Below are 21,816 nucleotides of genomic sequence, written 5' to 3'. Positions count from 1 at the left end.
CCCCTGACGACGGAGCGAGCCATGGCGACTTCCTCCCCCCGCCGCCGCATGCTGACGATCGCCGCCCTCGGCGGCGCGGCCGGCGCGGGTCTCGTCGTCGCCGCCGCGCTCGGCGGACCGAGCCCGTGGGAGGCGGCCGGGCTGCTGGCCGCCGACGCGATCCTCGTCGCGCTCGCCTTCGTCGTGCTCGGCGTCCGGCGGGTGGACGCCAAGGTGCAGAAGGCGCTGCGGGAACAGCGCACGCACGCGTCCGAGCTGCGCGCGTCCTCGCAGCGCGACCTGGCCGCCCTGATCACCGCGCAGACCGCTCTCCAAGAGGAACTGCGCGACGCCGTCCGCGAGACGCGCGGCACCGTGGGGGAGGACCGCGTCGAGTTCTTCACCCATCTGACGGGCCTGCGCGACGGCCTCGCCGACCTCGCCGCCCGCGTCGACGCCCTCGACGAGCGGGCCGCCGCGCTCGCCGCCGGAGTCCGCGACGCCGCCGACGACACCTACGACCGCGTCGAGTCGCACGCCGCGGTGCTCGCCTGGCTCCGCCCCCGCGCCCCGATGCCCGCCCTCAGCGGCTGGGCGCTGCGCCCCGACGTGCTCCGCACCGTCGTCGACGTCCTCGTCGAACGGCGCCCCGGCCTCGTCGTCGAGTGCGGCAGCGGCGCGTCCAGCGTCTGGCTCGGCTACGCCCTGGAACGGCTCGGCGGCGGACGCCTCGTCGCCCTCGAACACGACGAACGCTACCTGCGCGCCACCCGCGACCTGATCCGCGCCCACGGCCTCGACACCGTCGTGGAGATCCGCCACGCCCCCCTCGAACCGTGGCGCCAGGACGACGAGGAGTACCCCTGGTACTCCGTCACGTCCGTCAAGGACCTCACCGGCATCGGCGCCGTCCTCGTCGACGGCCCGCCCGGCGCCACTCGCCCCCATGCTCGGTATCCCGCGCTTCCGCTGCTGCTGCCGCACTGCGCGGACGACGTCGTGATCGTGCTGGACGACGCCCTCCGCGACGACGAGCAGGAACTGAGCGACCGCTGGCTCACCGACCACCCGTCGTTCGGCCGGACCACCACCGGCCACGCCCACGTCTTCACGGGACGGCCGCGATGATCACGAAGACCGTCCGGGACATGATCCGTACGGCGCCCGGGCTGATCGTCACCGTGGGCCTGCTGCCCGGCGACGACGGCGCCGACCTCGCGCCGCCCGGTGACGGCGCGGTCGTGGACCTCGACGCCGCCACCGGCCCCGTGGGGGAGACGCCGAACGGCGTCCTCGCCGTCTTCGCCCGCACCGCCACGGACCTGCGGCGTGCCGTGTCGGCGGGGGCGCTGCTTCCCGGCGCCGACCGGATCGTCGTGGGCGTCCTGCGCGCGCCGGACCAGGCCGGACCGGCACTGCCCGCGCTCCCCGCCGAATGGCGGACGCTGCGCGAGTTCCACGCCCAGCGCGGGGACTCCGGGGACTGGGCGGTGCGGGCCCGGTTCCGCGGCGCCGTGCCCGCCGGCGTCTTCCTCGCGGCACTCGTGCGGGGCCTGGACGGCGGGCGCCCGCAGGCGTGGCCGGGCGTGCGCGCGGCCCTGGCCGGGCCGGGCGCCGCCCACTGGCGACCCGGCGATCCGTCGGCCGCCCCGGCCGGAGTGGACGGCCCGGTGCCCGACGTCGGCCAGGTACCCGCCGCCGACGTCGTGCTGCGCACCATCGGCGCGGACACCGCCGCCTGGCCGGATCCGCGCGTCCCGGCCGTGGACCGGTCCGAAGCGGGGACGCTGACCTGGGCCGCGCTCAGCGCCCCGGGCGGCCACGACGGGGTGCGGACCGCCGTCCAGCGCCTCGACGGCCCCGGCGCGATACCGCCGGTGGACGAACGCTCGGTGAATCCCGTCGGCTTCCTCTCCGCTCCGGCGCACGGCGAACGTCCGCTCGTCCAGACCGGCGACCGCTGGAGCGTGGAGGCCGGCCCCGGCGAGGTCGTGCGCTTCCACCCGTCCGGTGCGGTGACGGACGCCGACGTCGCGCGGCTCCGGCACGTCCGCGCCGTCCGCGTCGAGCACGGCCGGCACAGCGGCCCCGACGCCGCCGTCCGCGTCCTCGCCGGGCTCGCGGCCGCAGGGGTGCCGCTCGTCGCGTCCCGGCTGCCCGGCTGGACGCTCCCGCTGGGCGCGGAACTGACCCGGCTGCTGACCGACGGCACCGCCCTCGACCTCACCGACGACCTGGTCCGCGAGGAGCACAGCATCCGGCTGCGCCGGGCCGCGCTGCGCTCGCACTCCACGTCGGCGCGGTGGCGGGCCTTCGCCCACGCCGCTGGGACGCCCGCACCGGCGCGCTCCCCGGTCTCGGTCCTGCTGTGCACCCGCCGCCCCGACTTCCTCGCGTTCGCGTTCGCGCAGATCGCCCGGCAGCGCGACGTGGACATCGAGGTGCTGCTGGTCCTGCACGGCCTGTCCGCGGCCGATCCGCGGGTCGTCGCGGCGGTCACCGGACACGACGGGCCCGTCACGCTGGTGGAGGCGTCCGCCGACCTCCCGTTCGGCGCGGCGCTCAACCTCGGCGCCGTGCGCGCTACCGGCCGTTACCTGCTGAAATGGGACGACGACGACTGGTACGGTCCGGACTTCGTCGCCGACCTGCTCCTCGCCGCCCACTACGCCAACGCCGACGTCACCGGCTGTTTCGCGCAGTTCATCTACCTGGAGGAGATCGACCTGACCGTGTACCGCCCCGCCGGGCCGTCCGAGCGCATGAGCGGCACGATCTCCGGCGCGACGCTCCTCACCGAACGCTCCTTCTTCGACGCGGTCGGCGGTTTCGCGCCGGTGCCGCGCTCGGTCGACGCCGTGTTCCTGCGGGCCGCCACGGCAGCGGGCGGACGCGTCTACCGCACGCACGGCCTCGGCTTCCTCGTCAACCGACGCGCGCGCGGGCACACGTGGGGCGTCTCGCCCACCTACTTCCTGCGCACCGCCACCCGGCAATGGCGCGGCTTCCGGCCCAATCCCCTGATGGAGTCGCCCGCCCGCGTGTCGCCCGGCCCGCTCCCGATGAGGACCACGTGAGCCCTGACCAGCACGCCGCCCCCCGTCCCCCGCGTGTCCGCCACAACGACCACACGTCGCTGGACGTCCCCGCCGTCGGCGGCTACACGCCCCGCCGCACGGTGTCCGTGGTCGTCCCCGCTTTCGAGGACCAGACCCGCCTCGATCTCACGCTCGCGTCACTCGCCGCGCAGAGCTACCCCGAGCACCTGCTGGAGGTCGTCGTCGTCGACGACGGCAGCACGCCCCCGCTGCGCCTCCCCGAGATCGCGCCCGCCCGTACCCGCCTGGTGCCCGCCGACCCCGGCGGCTGGGGACGCGGTCATGCCCGCGCCACCGGGGCCCGTGTCGCAGACGGAGAGGTCGTCCACTGGCTCGACGCCGACATGGTCGTGTTCCGCGAGCACGTCGAGGCGCAGTTGCGCTGGCACCACGTCGCCGACTACCTCGTCGTCCTCGGCTACAAACGCTTCATCGACCACGCCCCCGGAGAACTGACGCCCGCGAAAGTCGCCGCCGCCGTCGCCGCCGATGCCGCGGACACCCTCTTCGGCGTCGAGGAGGGCCACCCGCACACCTGGGTCGAGGACATCATCGCCGAGACCGGCGGCCTCGTCCGCTTCCACCCCCGCCTGTACCGCGTCCACGTCGGCGCGACGGCGTCGGTGCCCGCCTCGCTGCTCACCGCGGCCGGGGGCCTGGACGCCTCCCTGCTGCTCGGCGAGGACACCGACCTCGGCTACCGCCTCGCTCAGCAGGGCGCGGTGTTCGTCCCCGAACCCGGGGCGCGCAGCTGGCACCTCGGCCCGTCCACCATCATGCGCCGCCGCGAAGAGGTCGCCCGGCACAACGAGCCCTACCTCAGCCATCGGCTGCCGTTGCGGCGTGACTGGCGACGCTGGGCCGGACGGCAGTTCGACATCCCCTACACCGACATCGTCGTGCACGCCGACGGCGCCACGTTCGAAGACGTCCGCGCCACCGTCGCCGGGGCGCTCGCCGGCACCGTCCCCGACATCCGCGTCACCGTCGCCGGACCGTGGAGCGCGCTCACGGACGGACGCCGCGCACCGCTGGACGACCCCGACCTCGACCTGCGCCTGATCCGCGCCGCATTCGCCGCCGACGGGCGCGTCCGGTTCGTCGAGGACGTTCCGGCGACGTCCGCGCCCGCCCCCTTCCGGCTCGTCTGCCCGCCCGGCCTCGTGCCGGGCCCCGAGGCGATCCAGCGGCTCGTGGCCCTCGCCGACGAGGGCGGGCACGGCGCCGTCCAGGTCGCCGTCGACGATCCCGGCGGCGGGCTGCGCATCGCCCGGTTCGAACGCACCGCCGCGCTCGCGCGCGCCCATCACGTCCGGGCCGCCGGAGAGGATCTCGACGACGTCGTGCACGAGCTGTACGGCGTCCACTGGATCGACGGCGCGGACTGGGCGTTCCCCGCAGGCGCCGGGAGAACGGCACCGCCGACGGCCACCGAGGTCGACAAGTGGCGGAAAGAGGCCGCACGCTGGAAGAAGAGGGCCGAGCAGCGGGAGAAGGAGGCGGAGCGGTGGAAGCAGGAGGCGGCCCGCCTCAAACGCAAACTGCAGGCCCCGCTCAGCGCGAAACTGCGCGAGGCCGCCCGGCGCCGCGCCGGCGAGGCGCTGCACCGGCGGAGCCCAGATGACCGGAACGCCTGACCCGCGCCGGTCCTCTCCGGCCACGCCCAGGGCTCGCACCACCGCGTTGCTGTCTCTCGGTGTGGGAGCCGCGACGACGCTCGTCCTCACCATCGCGCTGACCGGCATGAGCGGCACCGACGCGCCCCCGGCGCGCCCCACCCCCACGCCTGCCGCGCCCACCGTCCTTCGCCTCCATCTCGACCCGGCGGGCAGCGACGCCCGGGACGGCGCCAGCCCCGCCCGCGCCGTCGCCACGCTCGCCCGCGTCCAGCAGATCATCGCCGCCGCGCGGCCCAGCACCGACGTCGAGGTCCGCATCAAGCAGGGCGTCTACCCGACCGCCCCCCTCACCTGGAACACCTACGTGCCCGGCCGCTCCATCAGCTTCCTGCCCGCCGACCACCGCTACGGCGGCGACCTCACCGGCATCGCCGGGCGTCCCGTCTTCCGCGGCACCGGCACCGCCGGGTTCTGGTTCCGCGCCGAGCCGCCGCCGTCCGGCCTGCCGCCCGAGACGTCGCTGCGGTTCTACTACCTCCAGGTCGAGCAGTACGCCAGCGGCGGCATCATGTTCGACGGCGGCACCGCGCGCTCCGCCGCAGGGCTGCTCGGCGCCCGGACCGGCGGCGTCAACGGCAACACCGTCTACGGGATGCGGTTCCGCGCCATCGGCTCCAAACACGTTCCCGCCGCCGTCGGCTACGGCGCCGTCGACCTCATCAACTCCCGCCGCAACATCATCGAGAAGAACGAGTTCACCGACATCGAGAACCGCGGCACCCCCGACCAGGCCGCCCTCGTCCACGGCGTCTACCTCGCGCACCTGAGCAGCGACAACATCATCCGGAGGAACACGTTCACCGGCATCAGCGGCGACCCCGTCCGCACCCGCAACGCCAGCGGACGCAACCAGATCTCCGGCAACACGTTCGTGCGCGCCGGGTCGAAGGCGTACTTCTCCGACTGGTACCAGCGGCAGGCGTCACCGACGTCACCGCGTGAATGCGCGTCGGTCGGCAACAAGTTCCACGGCAACACGCTGACGTCCGGCTACCGGGGGCCCGTGCAGACCTGGGCGGCGACGCCCGGCTCGACGACGTCGCCGGGCGGGCCCGGCTGCGGCACCGGGCCCGTCCAGCGCGTCACCGCCTGGGACAACCACGCGGGCTGACCGCCGTCACGGCGCGTCGAACCGCCACAGCGTCGCGCGGTCGCGGCCGTCCTCGGCCGACGTGCCGACGCCGAGCAGGCCGTCGCCGGACCCCGCGACCGCCGTGACCTGCTGGCGTCCGTCGCCCGACAGGCCCGGACCCTGCGGCACCGACGGCTGCCACGCCCGCCCGTCCGGGGACGTCCAGCGGATCGTGTCCGCGTTCAGCCAGCTCCCGAACATGCCGACGAGCGTGAAGCCGCTCTCGCCCGCCGCCGCGGCCCGCAGGTAGCTCACCGAGTCGCCCGTCGGCGTCGGCAGCACGCTGCCGCGCCAGGTGCTGCCGCCGTCGGTCGACACGATCGCGACGGCGCGGAAGCCCGACTGGTCGCCCTCGCCCGCCGCCACCAGCGCGCGGCCGTTCGCGGTGACGTGCGTCAGCCGGATGTTCCGGACGCCCGCCGGTGCGACCGCCTCCTTCTGCGTCCACGCCAGACCGTCCTGCGACACCCAGATCGCCGGCTCCGACGGCTTCGCCGTGGGCGCGCCGCCGTTCGCCGTCGCGCCTACGGCCGCGAACCCGTTCGGCGTCGCCGCCACGGCCGTCATCTCCCGCGACGTGCCGCCGCCCGCCGCGAGGCCGCCCCGCTGGGCGGGCCGCCACGTGCGCAGGTCCGCCGAATGCCAGGCGAGCGCGGACGACTCGGCCGTCCCGCGCGCGTCCCGGCCGACGATCAGATAGCCCTTCGGGCCCGCCGCGACCCCGGTCAGCGTCACGACGCGGCCGCCGTGCGGCGCGAACGCCGACGGGTCCTGCCGCTGCCACGTCCGGCCGTCCGCCGACGTCACCACCAGCGGACGCCCGCCCTCGGCGCCGACCGCCAGCCAGCCCTGCGGGCCGTGCGCGACCTTGACCAGCCGCTGCCGCGCGTCGGCGGCCAGCGCCTTCGCGTCGGCGCGCTCCCAGGAGTCGCCGTCGCCGGTCGTCCAGATCGCCGCGCGGCCGTTGGTGCTGCCGACCGCGACCGTCCGGCCGCCGCCGGAGGCCACGTCCAGGAGCGAGCGCTCCGTGGCCGTCGCGCCGGTCACCTTGCTCAGATCGACCTCGGCGGACCGGCCGCCGGACGCGCTGATGAGCTGGTAGTCCTCGTCGGCCTGGCGGCGGCTGCCGCCGACCAGGGCGGTTCCGCCCGCCGAAGCGATCGACGACAGCGTGCGGCCGGGCGCGTTGCCGAGATCGGCGGCCTGCGCCCAGTTCGTGCCGTCGCCGCTCTGGAAGACGGCCTTGCGGTCGTCGGAGACCCCCGCGAGCAGCGCGAGACCGGCGTCGCCTCCCGCGAGCCGCACCGGCTCCAGCACCGGGCCGTTCTCCACCTTCCCCGCGGCCTGCCAGCGGCGGCCGTCCGGAGAGGTGAACGCGACGCCGGGCCGGGCGTTCCCGGCCTTGCCACGGCGCAGCGCGACGAAGCGGTTCCCGCTCACCGCCAGGTGCAGGTCGCCCCACGCGCCCGACGCCGAGGGCGTGGCCATCTCACGCCAGCTCCGCCCGCCGTCCGTCGAACCCCACAGGCCCGCGACCGTGCCGGCCTTCTTCACGACCGTCCCGGCGATCAGCGTCGTCCGGCCCGCCGACGCGACATAGCGGAGCGGGCCGACGCTGTTCTTGCCCGCCTTGAGACCGAGCGAACGGCCGGTGACGCGCTGCCACTCGGTGCCGTCCGCCGACCGCCACAGCACCGGGACCGACCGCCCGCCCCACGGACGGTGCCCGACCGCGACGAACCCGTCCCCAGCGCGCGCGACCTGCTCGATCTGGTCACCGACGGCGAACACGCCGGGCTTCGCGGCGCGCTGCGTCCACGTGGTGCCGTCGGCGCTCGTCCACACGTTCTCGGCGCCGTTGCGGGTGCCGAGGGCGACCCACGCGCCCTTGACGCCGAAGACCACGTCGGGGCCCTGGCCGAGCGCCTGCCCACCGTCCCTGGTCCGGACGGTGGCGAGCTGCCAGGTGCGACCCCCGTCCTTGGAGTACAGGAACTTGGGCCGCGCGTTCGGGCCACCGCTCTCGGACCCGGCGGCGACCGCCATCCCGCCCGCGACCGCGACGTCCCCGATCGCCTGGTCGAGCCCGTCCCCGGCCGCGGCCCGGTCGGCGGCGAACAGCGCGTCGGCGTACCGCGACGGCGCGTCGGCCGCGTCGTCGTCACCCGCCATGAGCGCGTACGCCCCGTATCCTCCGCCGCCGACGAGCACCAGCGCTCCCACGACGGCGAGCACCGGCTTCACCGGGAACGACCGCCGCCTCCGCGCCGCGGTCTGCTCCCGCAACCATGGCTCCGCGCTCGCCGCCCCGGCCTGCTCCCAGGGCTGCCGCACGTCCGGCGGCGGCGCGGCCGCTCCGCTCTCCCAGGGCTGCCGCACATCGGGCGGCGGTGGTGCGGCTGCTCCGCTCTCCCAGGGCTGCCGCACATCGGGTGGCGGCCCGAACGACGGCGCGCCCTCCTGCGCCGCCGGTCCGCTCTCCCAGGGCTGACGCGTCTCAGCACCTGGCGCCGCGCCCTCATGCGACGACGCGGGCGGCCGCGCGGCCAGCCCACCGCTGCCGCTCCCAGGCCGCCGCGCGTCAGACGCGGGCGGCCCCGTCTCCCAGGGCTGCCGCACATCGGGCGGTGGCCCGAACGCGGGCGTGCCTTCCGGCTGCCCAGCGGGCCGCCCGACCTCGGAAGGCGGCGAACCCTCCTGCGGCGCTCGCGCAGCCAAACCGCCCCGGTTCTCCCAGGGCTGCCGCACATCCGGCGGCGGCGTGCCCGGTCCGCTCTCCCAAGGCCGCGCGACCACGGACGGCGGGCTGTGCGGCTGCGGACTCCGTCCAGCGTCGTCGCCCTCCCCGCCCGCCCACGGCGGCGTGGGCGGACCGACCGGCGGCGCGCCGGAACCCGGCCTCTCACTCCCAGCGGCCGCGCCGTCCGCCTCGTCCGCCCAAGGCGGCGGCGGAGGCGACGACACCCGCCACTCATCCCCGCTGGATCCGTCGCCCGACGTCCCTGACGTGCTCACGCTGTCTCCCGGAGCTGCAAATCCACAAGCCGAATCAGCACAAAGCACCCTACGGCCTCCCCGCCCCTCCGTCATTCGCTCCCACTCACCCGCCCCCCGCGCTCCAGCCGCCCGAGAACACCGCACCGCACACCACACGCAGCACGTCCGCTCACACGGAAGCCACAACGACGGCCGACGGCGCGCCTCGTCCGGAGCAAGACCGAACGACATCGTCGGCACTCGGACACAGTCGGCGAGGTGTCGTCCACCGCGAGGAGGAACACAGTCACGCGATTGCCGCCCGCGCCCCGGCGGGCAGGGGCACGAGAGACGCAGGGCGCATTGCGAACCTGGCAGTTGCCGACAGATCTTCTTCAAGCAAACGCACACAGCAAGATCTCGAGCCGAAAGGCATTGCACATTCTAGCGAGAAGTGCCATCTGTGCGCGTCACGGAAAGTAGTCACGAAAGCCCGTTCCGTCCACAGGGGTGCCGCTCCGGGGCGATCACCCAATGGTGCGTGGAACCGAGTAGGCCGGGGGTGGGGCGGCGCACCTGGCCCGCGGCTGGTAACGAACCGATCGTTGGCTTCCTGGAGTATGCGGCAGGCGATAGCATCAACTTCCCTGGTCCTGCCTATTCATCACGGATGGGAGCAACCGTTCCGCAGAGATTGCAAACCGCGTCGCTGAAGGGCGAATGGATCGATCCACATACTCTCATCGAGTTCATGACTGGATTCGGATGAGCATCTGCTCCAGGAGCCTAGTAGGCGCTTTCGATTTCATTGCGTACGTGTTCCGTCGTATTCGGAGGACTCGTTGAGTATCGATATCTGTTTTTGGAAAGCAGGGAACGGACCTGCTGAGAAGCTATACGAGGAAGCGTGCGAGGGGGTGTACCGGTCCTTTGTGGCCAGTGATGAACTGGTAGTTTTCCGGGAGGCTTTGGTCGATAGGTGGCCGCAGGTTCGCGACATGATGGAGCCTCTCGAGGGTGACGACGATCCAGACGAGATTGAAGCGATGGGGCGTTACTTGATTCTCACCCTTCCGTTTCGCCTCGCGGAGTTGATCCCGGAAATGCGTGATCTGGCGGTGGGTGCGGCGATCAGCGGTTTCGATCCACAGGCCGAGGTCGCTTTCTGAGTGCGAAGTTTTTCCGCCGCGAGCGTTCGGTAGGGTCTCGGTGGACGCTTCAGTAAAGGCTGTGGCCCGAGATATCGTACAGGTAGGAGTCATCTAACAGACTCATCCGCTCCGTAAGCGTGTTGTGATGCCACGAGGCGGCTATCTCGGTCAGGTGATCTTTGTTCATTTTCGGCACCGACCGTGTTAGCGGGACCAGTTTTCTAGGTGGGATACGAAGTGTTTTGCCTGGTTGGGCCAGTGGTAGTGGAGGCGGGCGGCGCGGTGGCCGTTGGTGGCGTAGGTGTGGCGGGTTTCGGGGGAGTTGTTGAGGTGGAGGATGGCGGCGGCGGCTGTGGGTGGGTCGTGGAAGGGGACCATGATTCCGCAGGCGTCGCGGTCGATGATGGTGCGGGCGGCCGGGAGCGGGGTCGTGATGACGGGGATGCCGTGCGCCATGTATTCGATGATCTTGGTGGGGATCGAGTGGCGGTAGTTCGGTTCGTCGTGCAGGAGGGATAGACCCGCCAGGGCTCCCTGGATGAGGGCCAGGGCCGTGTCGTTGGGGCGGTAGCCGTGCCAGCGGAGGTGGCCGGCGCGGTTGGCGTCGCGGAGGCGGGCGGCGATCTTGGGGTCGGCGCTGCCGATCAGCTCGGTGGTGATGCCGTGGGGGCGGAGGAGATCGGCCAGGGCGATGAGGTCGTCGGCGCCACGGGCGGCCGAGAGGTGGCCCAGGTAGACGACCTTCGGGGCGTTCGGCGGGGGCGGTGACGTCAGCGGCACGTACGTCGTGTTCGGGACGACCGGGTGGCCTCCGGCGAAGCGCGGACGGTAGCCCTCCTCGGCCAGCAGCAGGTGCAGGCGCTTCTCCGCCGCGCGCTCGGCCCGTCGCACGAACGGGCGCAGCAGCGCGGACAGCGGCCGGGGGAGCCACGGCTTCGCGGTCAGCGCGGCGGCGGTGTCCTCGTGGACGTCCCAGACGGTCGGGGGGCGCCGGCGCACGAACGGCAGGACCAGCAGGAGTTCCGGGTCGTGCACGAGCAGGACGTCCGCGTCCCGCGCGTGCCGCGCCAGTGCTCGCCGCGCGAGGCGCAGCGCCTTGACGCGGCGTCGGCCTCCGGCGCGCGGTACGTCGACCGCGTGCAGCTCAGGCCACGGTTCGGCGCCGACCGCCGTGAACGGCGCGATGTAGGTGACGTCGTGTCCGGCGTCGAGGAGGGCGCGGATCTGGCGGTGGAGGATGCGGGCGTCCTCCGGATGGTGGACGACCGTGCACACGCAGACGCGCATCCGGTTCACCGCTTTCGTGGGGGCTCATCCCTAGGACGCCGGAGAGGTGATCATGGATTACAGCGCCTCGACGGTCGGCCGGGACGGGACGACGCCGCGTGTGTCGAGCAGCAGGCGCGCACGGTCGGCCAGCAGCGCCGCGTCGTAGTCGCGGTGGTTCTGGAGGAGGACGGCGAGGTCGGCGTCCGCGAGACCGTCGTGCAGGTCGGCGCAGGTGATCGCGTTGCCGTCGACGTCCCAGTCGGGCACGTGCGGGTCGTGGTAGGTCAGTTCGGCGCCGAGAGCGAGCAGGCGGCGGGCGACGGCCGTGGCGGGGGATTCGCGTTGGTCGGCGATGTCGGGCTTGTAGGTGACGCCGAGCAGGAGCACGCGGGCGCCCTTCAAGGCGCGGCCTTCGCGGTTGAGGAGTTGCTGGGCGCGTTCGGCCACGTAGCGGGGCATGCGGTCGTTGATCTCTTGGGCCAGTTCCACGAACCGGAACGGGTAGCCCAGGGAGCGGACCTTGTACGACAGGTAGTTGGGGTCGATGGGGATGCAGTGTCCGCCGACGCCCGGTCCGGGGCGGAATGCTTGGAACCCGAACGGTTTGGTCGCGGCGCAGTCGATGGCATCCCACAGGTCGATGCCGAGTTCGTTGCAGAAAACGGCCATCTCGTTGACCAGCGCGATGTTCACGTGCCGGTAGGTGTTCTCCAGCAGCTTGGCCATCTCGGCCTCACGCGTGCCCTTCGCCTGCACCACGTGCTCGATGAACTTGCCGTAGAACGCGGCGGCGGCGTCGGCGCACGCGGCCGTGTGCCCGCCGACGACCTTCGGGGTGTTCGCGACGCCGTAGACCGGATTGCCCGGGTCGATCCGCTCCGGGGAGAACGCCAGGTGGAAGTCGGCGCCCGCGACCAGCCCGTTCATCTCCAGCAGGGGGCGGACCACCTCGTCCGTCGTGCCGGGGTACGTCGTGGACTCCAGCACGACGAGCGTCCCCGGCGCCAGGTGCTCCGCGACGGCGCGCGTCGCGCCGATCACGGCGGTGAGGTCCGGGCCCTGGTCGGACGAGAGGGGCGTCGGAACGCAGATCACGATGTTCCGGGCGCGGTCGAGGACTGTTTCGTCCGTCGTCGGGTGGAAGTCCCGATCCAGCATGGTCCGGACGGCTTCGGGGGACACGTCGTCCACATGAGACCGCCCGGCGGCGAGCCCGGCGACGAGTTCCGCGTCCCGGTCCAGGCCCGCGACGCGCAGGCCCGCGCGTGCCGCCTCGCGGGCCAGGGGCAACCCCACGTACCCCAGGCCGATCACGGCCAGATCGAACTCCACCCCGTCAGCCCCCTCCGGAAACGCTCCTCAGCAGGGGACGCCCAGAGTTCGGTAGGCGTCGCGGAGGAGTGCGGTGCCCGCGGCCCAGGTCCGCTCCTCGTGCACCCAGGCGCGGGCCGCGCCTTGCATCTGTCGCGTTTCGGGACTGTAGAGGGTTTGGAGGATGGTATTTGCCAAGTCATCCGGATTGTTGGGGAAAGTTAGCGTGCCTGTGATCTCCGGACGGACGATCTCGCGCAGCGCCGGAAGGTCGCTCGCGATCACCGGCACGCCGCCCGCCATCGCCTCCAGCGGCTTGAGCGGCGTGACGAGACGGCAGACGCGCTCGTCGCGGCGCGGGACGACGAACGCGTCCAGCAGCGCGTGGTACTTCCGCACATCGTCGGCCGGGACGCGGCCGGGGAACAGTGCGAGGCCGCCCAGCCCGAGGTCGTCGGCCCGGCGGCGCAGCGCCGGTCGCTCGGGGCCGTCGCCGACGAGCAGCAGGCGTACCGGGCGTCCCCGGTCGCGCAGCAGGGCGCCCGCGTCGAGGAGCGTGTCGAGGCCCTCGTAGCCGTAGAAGCTCGTGGTCGTGCCGACGACCTTCTCGTCCGGGCCGATGCCGAGGTCGGCGCGGAGCGCGGACGCGTCCGGGAGGGGCTGGAGGAACGCGTCGTCCACGCCGTTGGGCAGGACGAGGACCTGTTCGGCGGGCACGCCGCGCGCGACGATCTCGTCCCGCATCGTGGTGCCCAGCGTGACGACGAGGTCGGCGGCGCGCATGCAGGCCGTCTCCAGGTCACGGGACAGGCGGTAGAAGTCGCGCTCGGTGTCGCGCGAGGCGTCACGGGACAGCCACGACTCCTCCAGGAACCCCCGAACCTCGTACACGACGGGCAGTCCGTGCCGTTCGCGGAGAGCCAGGGCGATCTGGGCGTTGACGTGGTTGCTCGCGGCGTGCAGGACGGACGGGCGCAGCGCACCGACCAGCTCCGACGCGGCGTCGACGTTGGCGTCCAGCGCCTCCCGCGCGGTGCGGGGGAGGCGCCAGGGGATCAGCCGGTGGTACGGGACGCCGTCCACCTGCCGCCGCGCGAGCGGGTCCCGCGCCCCTTGCGCGACCGGGAATCCGAGCCGCGTGACGACGTGCGGATCGAGGCCCTGCGCGCGTTGGGCGGTGGCCAGCCGGTGCGTGCGCACGGTGTAGCCCGCGTTCGTCGTCGGCAGCGCGTTCGTGACGACGTGCAGCACGCGGGCCGGGTCTCCCGAAGATTCTTTCGGGAAGTTATCCACAGAATCGCGCTCGGTCGCGCGGGCCGCTCGCGCAGCGGCCAGGCTGGACCCGTCATCGAAGTTCTGGGAGGTAGCGATGCGTTTTCTGGTCTGGCTGCTCGTTCTGGTGTCCGTGGTCCGGTCGCGGTCGGTGGTGTCGCGCGGAGGCGTCCAGGTGAGGGCGTCGAGGCGGCCGGAGAGGTCGCGGTGGAGGCGTCGCGCGGCGCGGGTCGGGGCTTGGGCGGCCGTACGCTCGGCGGCGTGCAGGCGGCCTTCCTTGGCCGCGAGCAGGGCTTCCAGATATGGGCGCACCGGGTCGGTGGACGGGAGGGCGCCGAGCAGTGGCGTCGCCGCGTCCGGGCGCTCGACCGCGACGGCGAAGCCCGCGAGGCGGCGCAGACGGCGCGGGCGCGCGCCTCCGGCGGCCCGGGCGAGGGCGGCGAGGGCGTCGTCGCGGTGGCCCTGGTCCCACAATCCATACACCGACGGGACAGGACCGGCACGCAGTAGCATTCCGCGCATAATCCGTCGAACCGGCGGCGGGAGAACCCGCAGTGCCAGCAGCGGTGTGCGCGCCGGCTCGGTGCGCAGGTGCCGAGCGGCGACCTGTGGGGCGAGCAGAACGGCCTTGGCCCACGACATAGGCCATAAGTGAACCAGACCACCGGAGGCTCGGATGCCGTCGCCCGTCCTGCACGTGATGGGTGCCCGTCCCAATTTCATGAAGGCCGCTCCCGTCGTGTCCGCCCTGGCCGGACGCGGAGTTGAACAACGGGTGGTCCACACGGGACAGCACTATGACGAGCGCATGTCCACCGTGTTCTTCCGCGAACTCGGGCTGCCCGAGCCGGACGTGAACCTCGGCGTCGGATCGGGGGGCCACGCGGAGCAGACGGCGGCGCTTCTCGTCGCGCTGGAAAAGGAGTTCCTGACGTCCGAACCGGCGCTGGTCGTCGTTTACGGCGACGTGAACTCGACGCTCGCGGCGGCGCTCGCGGCGGCGAAGCTCCACATTCCGGTGGCGCACGTCGAAGCGGGTCTGCGCAGTTTCGACATGTCGATGCCGGAGGAGGTGAACCGTCGCCTGGTCGACCAGCTCTCGGCGTTGTGCCTGGTCACGAGTCCGGAGGCGATCGGGCACCTGGCGAACGAGGGGATACCGGTGGAGCGCGCGCATTTCGTCGGCAACCCCATGATCGACACATTGCTCGCGCATCTCGACCGTTTCGATCCGGGCGCCGTCCGCCGACGCTACGGCCTGCCCGCGCGATATGCGGCGGCGACACTGCACCGCCCGGCGAACGTGGACGATCCGCGCCAAGCGGCGGAACTCGTCGCCCGGCTGCACGAGGTCGCCGACCTGGTGGACGTCGTCGTCCCCGTCCATCCGCGCAGCCGTCCGACGCTCGACGCGGCGGGCCTGCGCGGGCACCGGGGTGTTCACGTCCTGGACCCACTGAGTTATGTGGAATTCATCGGACTGGTACGCGGCGCGGTCGCCGCCATCACCGATTCCGGCGGCGTCCAGGAAGAGACGACGGTCCTCGGCATTCCGTGCCTGACACTGCGCCCCAACACCGAACGCCCGATCACCATCACCCACGGCACGAACCGCCTCGTCACACCGGACGACCTGGTCCCCGCCATCCGCAAGACCCTCACCGACCCGCCACCCGCCGACCCCGCCGCCCCACCCCTGTGGGACGGCCAGGCCGGCCCCCGCATCGCCGACGTCCTCCTGGGAGCCCTCGGTGACCACTGACTCCGACCACTCGTCCACCACCCGATCCACGGCCGACTCGATAACGCCCACCGGGGCCCGCCCCGCCGCGCCAGCGGTGGGTGGGGCGCGGGTGGGAAGGGGTGGGGTATGAGCGACGAGCGGGATGCCGAGATCCAGCGGCTTGAAGCCCGGTTGCGCAAGCGGGAGCGGGATCTGCGCGAGCGCGAGCGGCGGCTGCGGGAGACGCAGACACGGCTGGCCGCGCTGGAGGCGTCGACCGCGTTGCAGGTGGGACGACGTCTCGCGGCGGCGGCCCGCAAGCCGGGACGCGGCCTGATCGCGCTGCCCCGCGACCTGTACCGGATGGCCAAGGGCCGCACACCCGCGTCGCCGCAGACGGTCCCGGGGCCGGGTGCGGCGGACGGCTGGCCGGAGCTGCGCGGCGAGGTCGGCCAGGACGAACGCCTCCTGTTCGGCGCCGCCCTGCGCCCCTCCGGCCTGGTCGTCGCGGGCGCCCTCACAGCCGCCTCCCGAGAAGCCCTGACCTCCGCCCCCGACCGACGCCCGCACCGCGGACTCACCAGCGACCCGGCACTCACCCCGCACGAGCGGACAGGCCCGTTCCCAACACCCGCCAGCCCCGCTCACGACGACCCCGCACCTCTCCCGGGTGGGCCGGGCGGGTCGTACGCGGCGCCTGGCGGCCCGTTTTCGGATGACCCCGCGTCTGCGTCGGGCGGGCCGGGCGCAACGCCTGCCAGCCCGTCTGCCGACGACCCCGCACGCAGCCCGGGCGGGCGGGGCGGGTCGTACGCGGTGCCTGGCGGCCCGTTCAGTGGTGATCCGGCGTCTGGGCGGGGTGGGGCGTACGGTCGGTCGGGGGCCGGTGGTAGGGCCTCCGGCGCCGGGTTGATTGCTGAGCGCGGTGGGGTTCACGTGGTCTTGTTGAATCCGCATGATGCGGCTGTTGTGGTTGACCAGGTTGATCCTGATCTCGTCGTGTTCGAGGCGGCGGCCTGTGTCGCGGGGCATCCGTGGGCGTATCTGGGGGATGCCGGGGCGGCCGACCGGCAGCGGACGCTGCTGGCCGTCGCCGCGGCGGCGCGGGCGCTCGGGCGGCCGGTCGTGCTGTGGCGGAACGCCGAACCGTCGCCGGGGCTGCCCGGCCTCGGCTGGGACGCCGTCGTCCCGGGCACCGGGCCGCTCACCCCCGCCGACCTCGACGACATCCTGGGACGGTTCGCATGACGGCCACGCGCCCGCGCCGCGCCCTCGTGTACGGCGACGTCGACCTCAACCTCATCGACGGCTCGGCGATCTGGGCCCAGTCGATGGTGCGGGCCCTGCGGGACGCGGGGTGCGCGGTCACGCTCGTCCTCAAGGCGCCCGTCCGCACGGGACGGCTCGTCGATCCGCTGACCGGGCTCGACGGCGTCACCGTCCGGTACCCGCACCACGAGGGCCTGGTCGACGACGACGCCCCGCTGACGGTCGCGCAGGCGCACCGGGTCCTGGCGCGGATCGACGGCGACCGCCCGCACGACCTCGTCGTCGTCCGGGGCCGCGCCGTCGCCGCCGCGCTCGCCGGGGACGGCGCGTTCCAGGGACGGCTGTGGAGCTACCTCACCGACGTCCCGCGGAACGTCGCCGGATTCACCCCGGCGATCCACGGCGACCTGCGGCGCATCGCCCGCGCGTCCCGGGTGCTGCTGTGCCAGACCGAGGAACTGCGCTGCTTCCTGGAGCAGACCGTCCCGGAGACGTGCGGCAAGTGCGCGCTGTTCCCGCCGGTCGTCGTCCTGCCGCCCGGCCTGGCGGCGGACGGCCCGCGCACGCCGGGCAGCCAGCTCCGGCTCGTCTACACGGGCAAGTTCGCGCTGCGCTGGAACACCTACGAGATGACGGGCTTGCCCAAGCGCCTCACCGACGCGGGCGTGCCCGCCGAACTCCACATGGTCGGCGACAAGATCCACGACGAGCGCGCCGACCCCGACTTCGCCGAGCGCATGCGCCGCGCCCTCACCGGCGCGGCGGGCGTCGTCTGGCACGGCGGGCATCCCCGGGAGAAGGCGATGGCGCTGGCGGCGTCCGCCGACATCGGCCTGTCGTGGCGCGCCCCGGAGATGGACGCGAGCCTCGAACTGTCCACGAAGGTGCTGGAGTTCGGCGCCCTCGGCCTGCCGGTGCTGCTGAACCGCACTCCGATGCACACCGCGCTCCTCGGAGACGACTACCCGTTGTTCGCCACGGACGAGGACGACGCCGTGGACGTCCTGCGCCGCGCCGTCCAGCAGCCCGGCGTCTACGCGACGGCCGCCGAGCGCTGCCGTGCCGCGGCGGGCGACTTCACCCTCGACCGCGCCGCCGGCCGCCTGCGCGCGATCCTGGCCCGCGAGTTCCCGCCGGGCACCGTTCCGACGGACCGCAGGCTCCGCGTCGTCGTCGCCGGGCACGACCTGAAGTTCTTCACCCGCCTCCTGCGCCACCTGGAGGCGCTGCCGAATCTGGAGGTCCGCGTCGACCCGTGGCGGTCGCTCGCCGACCATGACGAGGCGCGCAGCAGGGAGCTGGCGGCCTGGGCGGACGTCGTCGTCTGCGAGTGGTGCGGCCCCAACGCGCTCTGGTACGCCCGGCACAAGCGGTCGAGGCAGCGGCTCATCGTGCGCCTGCACCGGTTCGAGCTGGACGCGGGCTGGCCGGACCGGCTCGACATCGGCAAGGTCGACCAGGTCGTCTGCGTGAGCCCGCACTACGCCGACCTCACCCGCGAGCGGACGGGCTGGCCCGCCGAGAAGATCACGGTCATCCCGAACTGGGTCGATCTCGACCAGCTCGACCGCCCCAAGCTCGCCGACGCCCGCTTCCACCTCGGCGTCATCGGCGCCGCCCCGTCCCGCAAGCGCCTCGACCTGGCCGTGGACGTCGTGGAGGAACTGCGCCGCCGCGACCCGCGCTTCACCCTGTTCGTGAAGTCGAAGCTGCCGTGGGAGTACTGGTGGATCTGGAAGCGCCCCGAGGAACGCGAACACTACGAGGCGCTGTTCCGCCGCATCGCCCGCTCGGAGTCCCTGCGCTCCGGCGTCGTCTTCGACGGCTACGGCGGCGACATCGGCGCCTGGCTCCGCCGCATCGGCTTCGTCCTGTCCACCAGCGACGACGAGTCCTTCCACCTCTCGCCCGCCGAGGGCATGGCGTCCGGCGCCGTCCCCGCCCTGCTGCCCTGGCCCGGCGCCGACACCGTCTACGACCGCCGCTGGATTCACCGCGACCCCGTCGAGCTCGCCGACGCCATCGAAGTCATCGTCCACGGCGACCGCTGGCAAGAAGAACGGCGGATCGCGCGGGCCCAGGTCCGCGACGCCTACGACCTCCCCCGGGTCTGCGCCATCTGGGAGGAACTTCTGCACTCCGGCTGAATGGCCGGATGCGGACACGGGTGGGGCCTGGGTGTCCGTTGTTTGCCGCAGGTGGGCTAGGTGGGTGAATTGTCCAGTGGAGTCGGAGATCGGGGGACACGTTCGTGTGAAGGGGACGCGGCACGGCGGGATTCTCTTTACCCTGTGCCGGAGAGGCGTTCCCGCAGTACCGGCATCACCCAGGGGTCTCACGACGTGACGGACATGGCAGGCGGGTCCGCGATGACGCGGTTCATCCAGGCCGACCGCGTGTACGTGGGCTGGCGTTACGCGCAGGTGCACCCCGACCCGGGGCCGCCGCCCGTGCCGCCGACGCATCCGCCGGGCCCGTCCGCGGCCACGGTGACGCGGGCGCCGGGGGACCAGTTCGTCGGGCGCCCGCTGCGGATCGCGGCGGGCGGTGCCGTGGCCGGGATCTCGCTGTTCCTGCTGATCGCCGTCGCGGGCGTGCTGCCGTGGGCGTTCGCGCTCGTGGCGCTGGTGGCGTGCGCCGTCGTGCTCGGCATCACCGGGTCGGCGCTGTGGCGGGACGAGCGCGCCGCCCGCGCCCGCGTCGCCGCCCAGCGGGCGCGCGACGACGCGGCCCGCACCGCGCACGAGCGCGTCGTCTCCGAAGCGGAGGCCGTCTACGCCGAGAAGCTGCGGGCCTGGGAGGAACGCCGGCGCGCCTATGAGGGCCAGCGCGAGTGGTACCCGGTCGCGGTGCCGCCCGGCGTCGACCGCGTCGACGTCGTCGGCGGCACGCTCGCGGGCTGGTCGGCGGCGGTGACGACGATGGGCGCGGCCCGTCTCGCGGTCGGCTCGCGCCTCACCGTCATCGACCTGTCGGAGGGCGCCGTCGCGCACGACCTGCTGCGGCTGGCCGCCGACCGGGGCGACGACCCGCTGGTGTGGGTGCTGCCCGCCGACCTGCCCCGGCTGGACGCGACGCGCGGCCTCGGCCCCGAGGCGCTGGCGGACGTGCTGTCGCTGGTCGTCAGCGCGGGCGAGGAGCAGGCGAGCACCCGCGACCTGTCGTTCGACAACTCCATCCTGGAGCGGATCATCGAGGTGCTGGGGCCGTCGCCGACGATCCCGCAGATCACCGCGGCGCTGCGCGTGCTCGCGCAGGTCGGCGACCCGCGCGACGACCTGCGCCGCGGCCTGCTCACCGACGAGCAGCTCGAACGCGTCTCGGCGCTGTTCGGCCGCAACGCCACCGACCGCATCGTGGTGCGGCACGCGTGGGCGCTGGAGGCGCAGCTCCGCAAGCTGGAGAAGCTGGCGACCGAGCAGGTGAACCTGCCGCCGTCGCGGCTGCACGTGGTGTCGATGGACCGGCGGGCGGGCGTGCTGACGAACCGCGTCCTCGGCACGTACGTCACGACGGCGCTGACGCACCGCATCCGCGAGTCGCCGCCGGGCGGCCGGTGGGACCACACGCTGTTCCTGTGCGGGGCGGAGAAGCTGCGCGGCGACGTGCTGGACCGGCTCATCGACGCGTGCGAGGCGACGGGCACGGGCCTGGTGCTGATGTACCGGTCCATCCCGAACCACGTGCGGGAGCGGCTGGGCCGCCGGGGGCACGCGGCGGTGGGCTTCATGCGGCTCGGCAACCCCGAGGACGCGCGGATCGCGGCCGAGCACATCGGCGCGGACCAGCCGCTGCTCGTCGCGGAGATCACCGACACGGCGGGGGAGACGCTGTTCGACGTGGCGGGCGAGTCGTACGCCTCGACGGTCGCGTACGCGCGGGTGCGCGGCGACGGGCTGACCGAGCCCGCGTGGTCGCCGCTGCCCGCTCCGGCGGCCGACGACGACGCGCTCGTGCAGGGCATCTCGTCGGCGACGGCGTGGGGGCGCACGATCTCGCCGTCGCCCGCCCGGCAGCGCGCCCGCGAGCTGACCGTGGAGCCGCCCCAGCTCCAGCAGCTCCCGCCGACCGCGATGGTCTTCACCCACGCGGGCACGTCGGGCCGCCGCGTCCTCCTGGTGGACGCCAACCCGGGTATCATCACGCTCCCGACGGCCCACTCGATGGAGTTCGAGGAGTACCAGCGCGAACTCCAGCGCCAGACCCCCGCCTCGGACACCCCCGTCGACCCGCCCCCGGACCCCGCCCCTGACCTCCCGTCGCCGCGCCCGTCCTCGCCCCGCCACGGCCGCCCCCGCCAGTCGACCCCCCGCCTCTCCCCACCCCGCCGAGGCAACGGCAAACACGCGGCGAGCTGACCGCGGAGCAACGGACTGCTCTGCGGGAGCGGTGTGCGGCGGTCGTGAGCCGGGGCGGGGTCTGCGGCTCGCGCCGTAGCCGCAGACGGGCCGCTCGTTACAGGTCGAACTCCTCGGGGGAGAGGCCGACGGCGAAGCAGGCTTCGCGGACCACGGACTTCTCGGTGTCGTCGAAGTGGCCGTCGGCGCCGCCGATGATGATGCCGATCTGGATGACGGCGCGGGCCTCGGCGGGCTTCTTCTTGACCTTGCCGATGTCCTGGAGGACGCCGACCTTGCCGAAGTCGAAGTCGGCGGTGAGCTTGTCGAGGTAGGCGTTGAAGCGCTGCTGGAGGTCGGCGGCGGGGAAGTTCTGGAGGACCTCGTTGGAGGCGATGAGGTTCGCGGTGCGGCTGCGTTCGGACGGATCGACGGTGCCGTCGGCGGCGGCGACGAGCGCGCAGACCGCCATGCTCGCGTCACGGAACGCGCCGCTCTTGAGGTCGTTCTTCTTGGCGAGGAGCTGCTCCTGCATGCCCTGGGCGGACTCGCGCAGACGGTTCCAGATGGCCATGGTCCGAAATCTCCTGTCAGGGGTGCACGGCGGGCCGACCTGACGA

14 protein-coding genes are annotated in these 21,816 nt (G+C 73.4%); 9 read left to right on the top strand and 5 right to left on the bottom strand.

Going from position 1 to position 21,816, the window contains the following annotated elements; translation table 11 throughout:
* Positions 1 to 21: 21 nt before the first annotated feature.
* The 4 genes from C229_RS35200 to C229_RS0103165 all read left to right on the top strand — a co-directional run bounded on the left by C229_RS35200 (position 22) and on the right by C229_RS0103165 (position 5,867).
* Positions 22 to 1,107, top strand: coding sequence for a class I SAM-dependent methyltransferase (locus tag C229_RS35200; protein WP_033423902.1), 1,086 nt, complete (start codon positions 22 to 24; stop codon positions 1,105 to 1,107).
* Positions 1,104 to 3,056, top strand: a complete 1,953-nt coding sequence (locus tag C229_RS34820) for a glycosyltransferase family 2 protein (RefSeq protein ID WP_018653632.1) — start codon at positions 1,104 to 1,106, stop codon at positions 3,054 to 3,056. The genes C229_RS35200 and C229_RS34820 overlap by 4 nt, the downstream gene beginning before the upstream one ends.
* Positions 3,053 to 4,714, top strand: coding sequence for a glycosyltransferase family 2 protein (locus C229_RS34815; protein ID WP_018653631.1), 1,662 nt, complete (start codon positions 3,053 to 3,055; stop codon positions 4,712 to 4,714). Before C229_RS34820 ends, C229_RS34815 begins: the two co-directional genes overlap by 4 nt.
* A gap of 61 nt (positions 4,715 to 4,775) precedes the next feature.
* Entirely contained in the window at positions 4,776 to 5,867 is a 1,092-nt protein-coding gene (locus tag C229_RS0103165) for a right-handed parallel beta-helix repeat-containing protein (protein ID WP_018653630.1), read from the top strand.
* 6 nt (positions 5,868 to 5,873) lie between these two features.
* Here the strand turns inward: C229_RS0103165 and C229_RS33970 are convergent, their stop codons facing one another.
* Positions 5,874 to 8,174, bottom strand: a complete 2,301-nt coding sequence (locus C229_RS33970; protein WP_155884570.1) for a hypothetical protein — start codon at positions 8,172 to 8,174, stop codon at positions 5,874 to 5,876.
* Between the two features lie 1,622 nt (positions 8,175 to 9,796).
* Here C229_RS33970 and C229_RS0103155 point away from each other — a divergent pair.
* A complete protein-coding gene (locus C229_RS0103155) occupies positions 9,797 to 10,033 on the top strand; it encodes a hypothetical protein (RefSeq protein ID WP_155884569.1) in 237 nt (78 codons plus the stop codon).
* Between the two features lie 186 nt (positions 10,034 to 10,219).
* Here C229_RS0103155 and C229_RS0103150 read toward each other — a convergent pair whose 3' ends face one another.
* The 3 genes from C229_RS0103150 to C229_RS32555 are packed head-to-tail and all read right to left on the bottom strand — an operon-like array spanning position 10,220 to position 14,350.
* Positions 10,220 to 11,302 (bottom strand): glycosyltransferase family 4 protein, encoded by a 1,083-nt coding sequence (locus C229_RS0103150; RefSeq protein ID WP_033423901.1) that lies wholly within the window; start codon positions 11,300 to 11,302, stop codon positions 10,220 to 10,222.
* A gap of 57 nt (positions 11,303 to 11,359) precedes the next feature.
* On the bottom strand, positions 11,360 to 12,616 hold the full coding sequence (locus C229_RS0103145) for a nucleotide sugar dehydrogenase (RefSeq protein WP_018653627.1): 1,257 nt from the start codon (positions 12,614 to 12,616) through the stop codon (positions 11,360 to 11,362).
* A 27-nt stretch (positions 12,617 to 12,643) separates the two neighbouring features.
* Positions 12,644 to 14,350, bottom strand: coding sequence for a glycosyltransferase family 4 protein (locus tag C229_RS32555; RefSeq protein ID WP_240487061.1), 1,707 nt, complete (start codon positions 14,348 to 14,350; stop codon positions 12,644 to 12,646).
* A 193-nt stretch (positions 14,351 to 14,543) separates the two neighbouring features.
* Between C229_RS32555 and wecB the strand changes: the two genes are divergently transcribed.
* From wecB to C229_RS0103120, 4 genes are all read left to right on the top strand, one after another.
* Complete coding sequence (gene wecB / locus C229_RS0103135; protein WP_026313401.1) at positions 14,544 to 15,629, top strand: non-hydrolyzing UDP-N-acetylglucosamine 2-epimerase; 1,086 nt, start codon at positions 14,544 to 14,546, stop codon at positions 15,627 to 15,629.
* 930 nt (positions 15,630 to 16,559) lie between these two features.
* Positions 16,560 to 16,838, top strand: a complete 279-nt coding sequence (locus C229_RS29210; protein WP_155884567.1) for a hypothetical protein — start codon at positions 16,560 to 16,562, stop codon at positions 16,836 to 16,838.
* Complete coding sequence (locus tag C229_RS0103125) at positions 16,835 to 19,006, top strand: glycosyltransferase (protein ID WP_018653622.1); 2,172 nt, start codon at positions 16,835 to 16,837, stop codon at positions 19,004 to 19,006. The genes C229_RS29210 and C229_RS0103125 overlap by 4 nt, the downstream gene beginning before the upstream one ends.
* A gap of 204 nt (positions 19,007 to 19,210) precedes the next feature.
* On the top strand, positions 19,211 to 21,217 hold the full coding sequence (locus C229_RS0103120; RefSeq protein ID WP_155884566.1) for a hypothetical protein: 2,007 nt from the start codon (positions 19,211 to 19,213) through the stop codon (positions 21,215 to 21,217).
* Between the two features lie 97 nt (positions 21,218 to 21,314).
* Here C229_RS0103120 and C229_RS0103115 read toward each other — a convergent pair whose 3' ends face one another.
* Entirely contained in the window at positions 21,315 to 21,770 is a 456-nt protein-coding gene (locus tag C229_RS0103115) for a tellurite resistance TerB family protein (RefSeq protein ID WP_018653620.1), read from the bottom strand.
* Positions 21,771 to 21,816 lie beyond the last annotated feature (46 nt).

Source organism: Actinomadura flavalba DSM 45200, assembly GCF_000374305.1.
In the GTDB taxonomy this organism is placed as follows: domain Bacteria; phylum Actinomycetota; class Actinomycetes; order Streptosporangiales; family Streptosporangiaceae; genus Spirillospora; species Spirillospora flavalba.
This window is presented reverse-complemented; position numbering and strand designations above follow the sequence as displayed.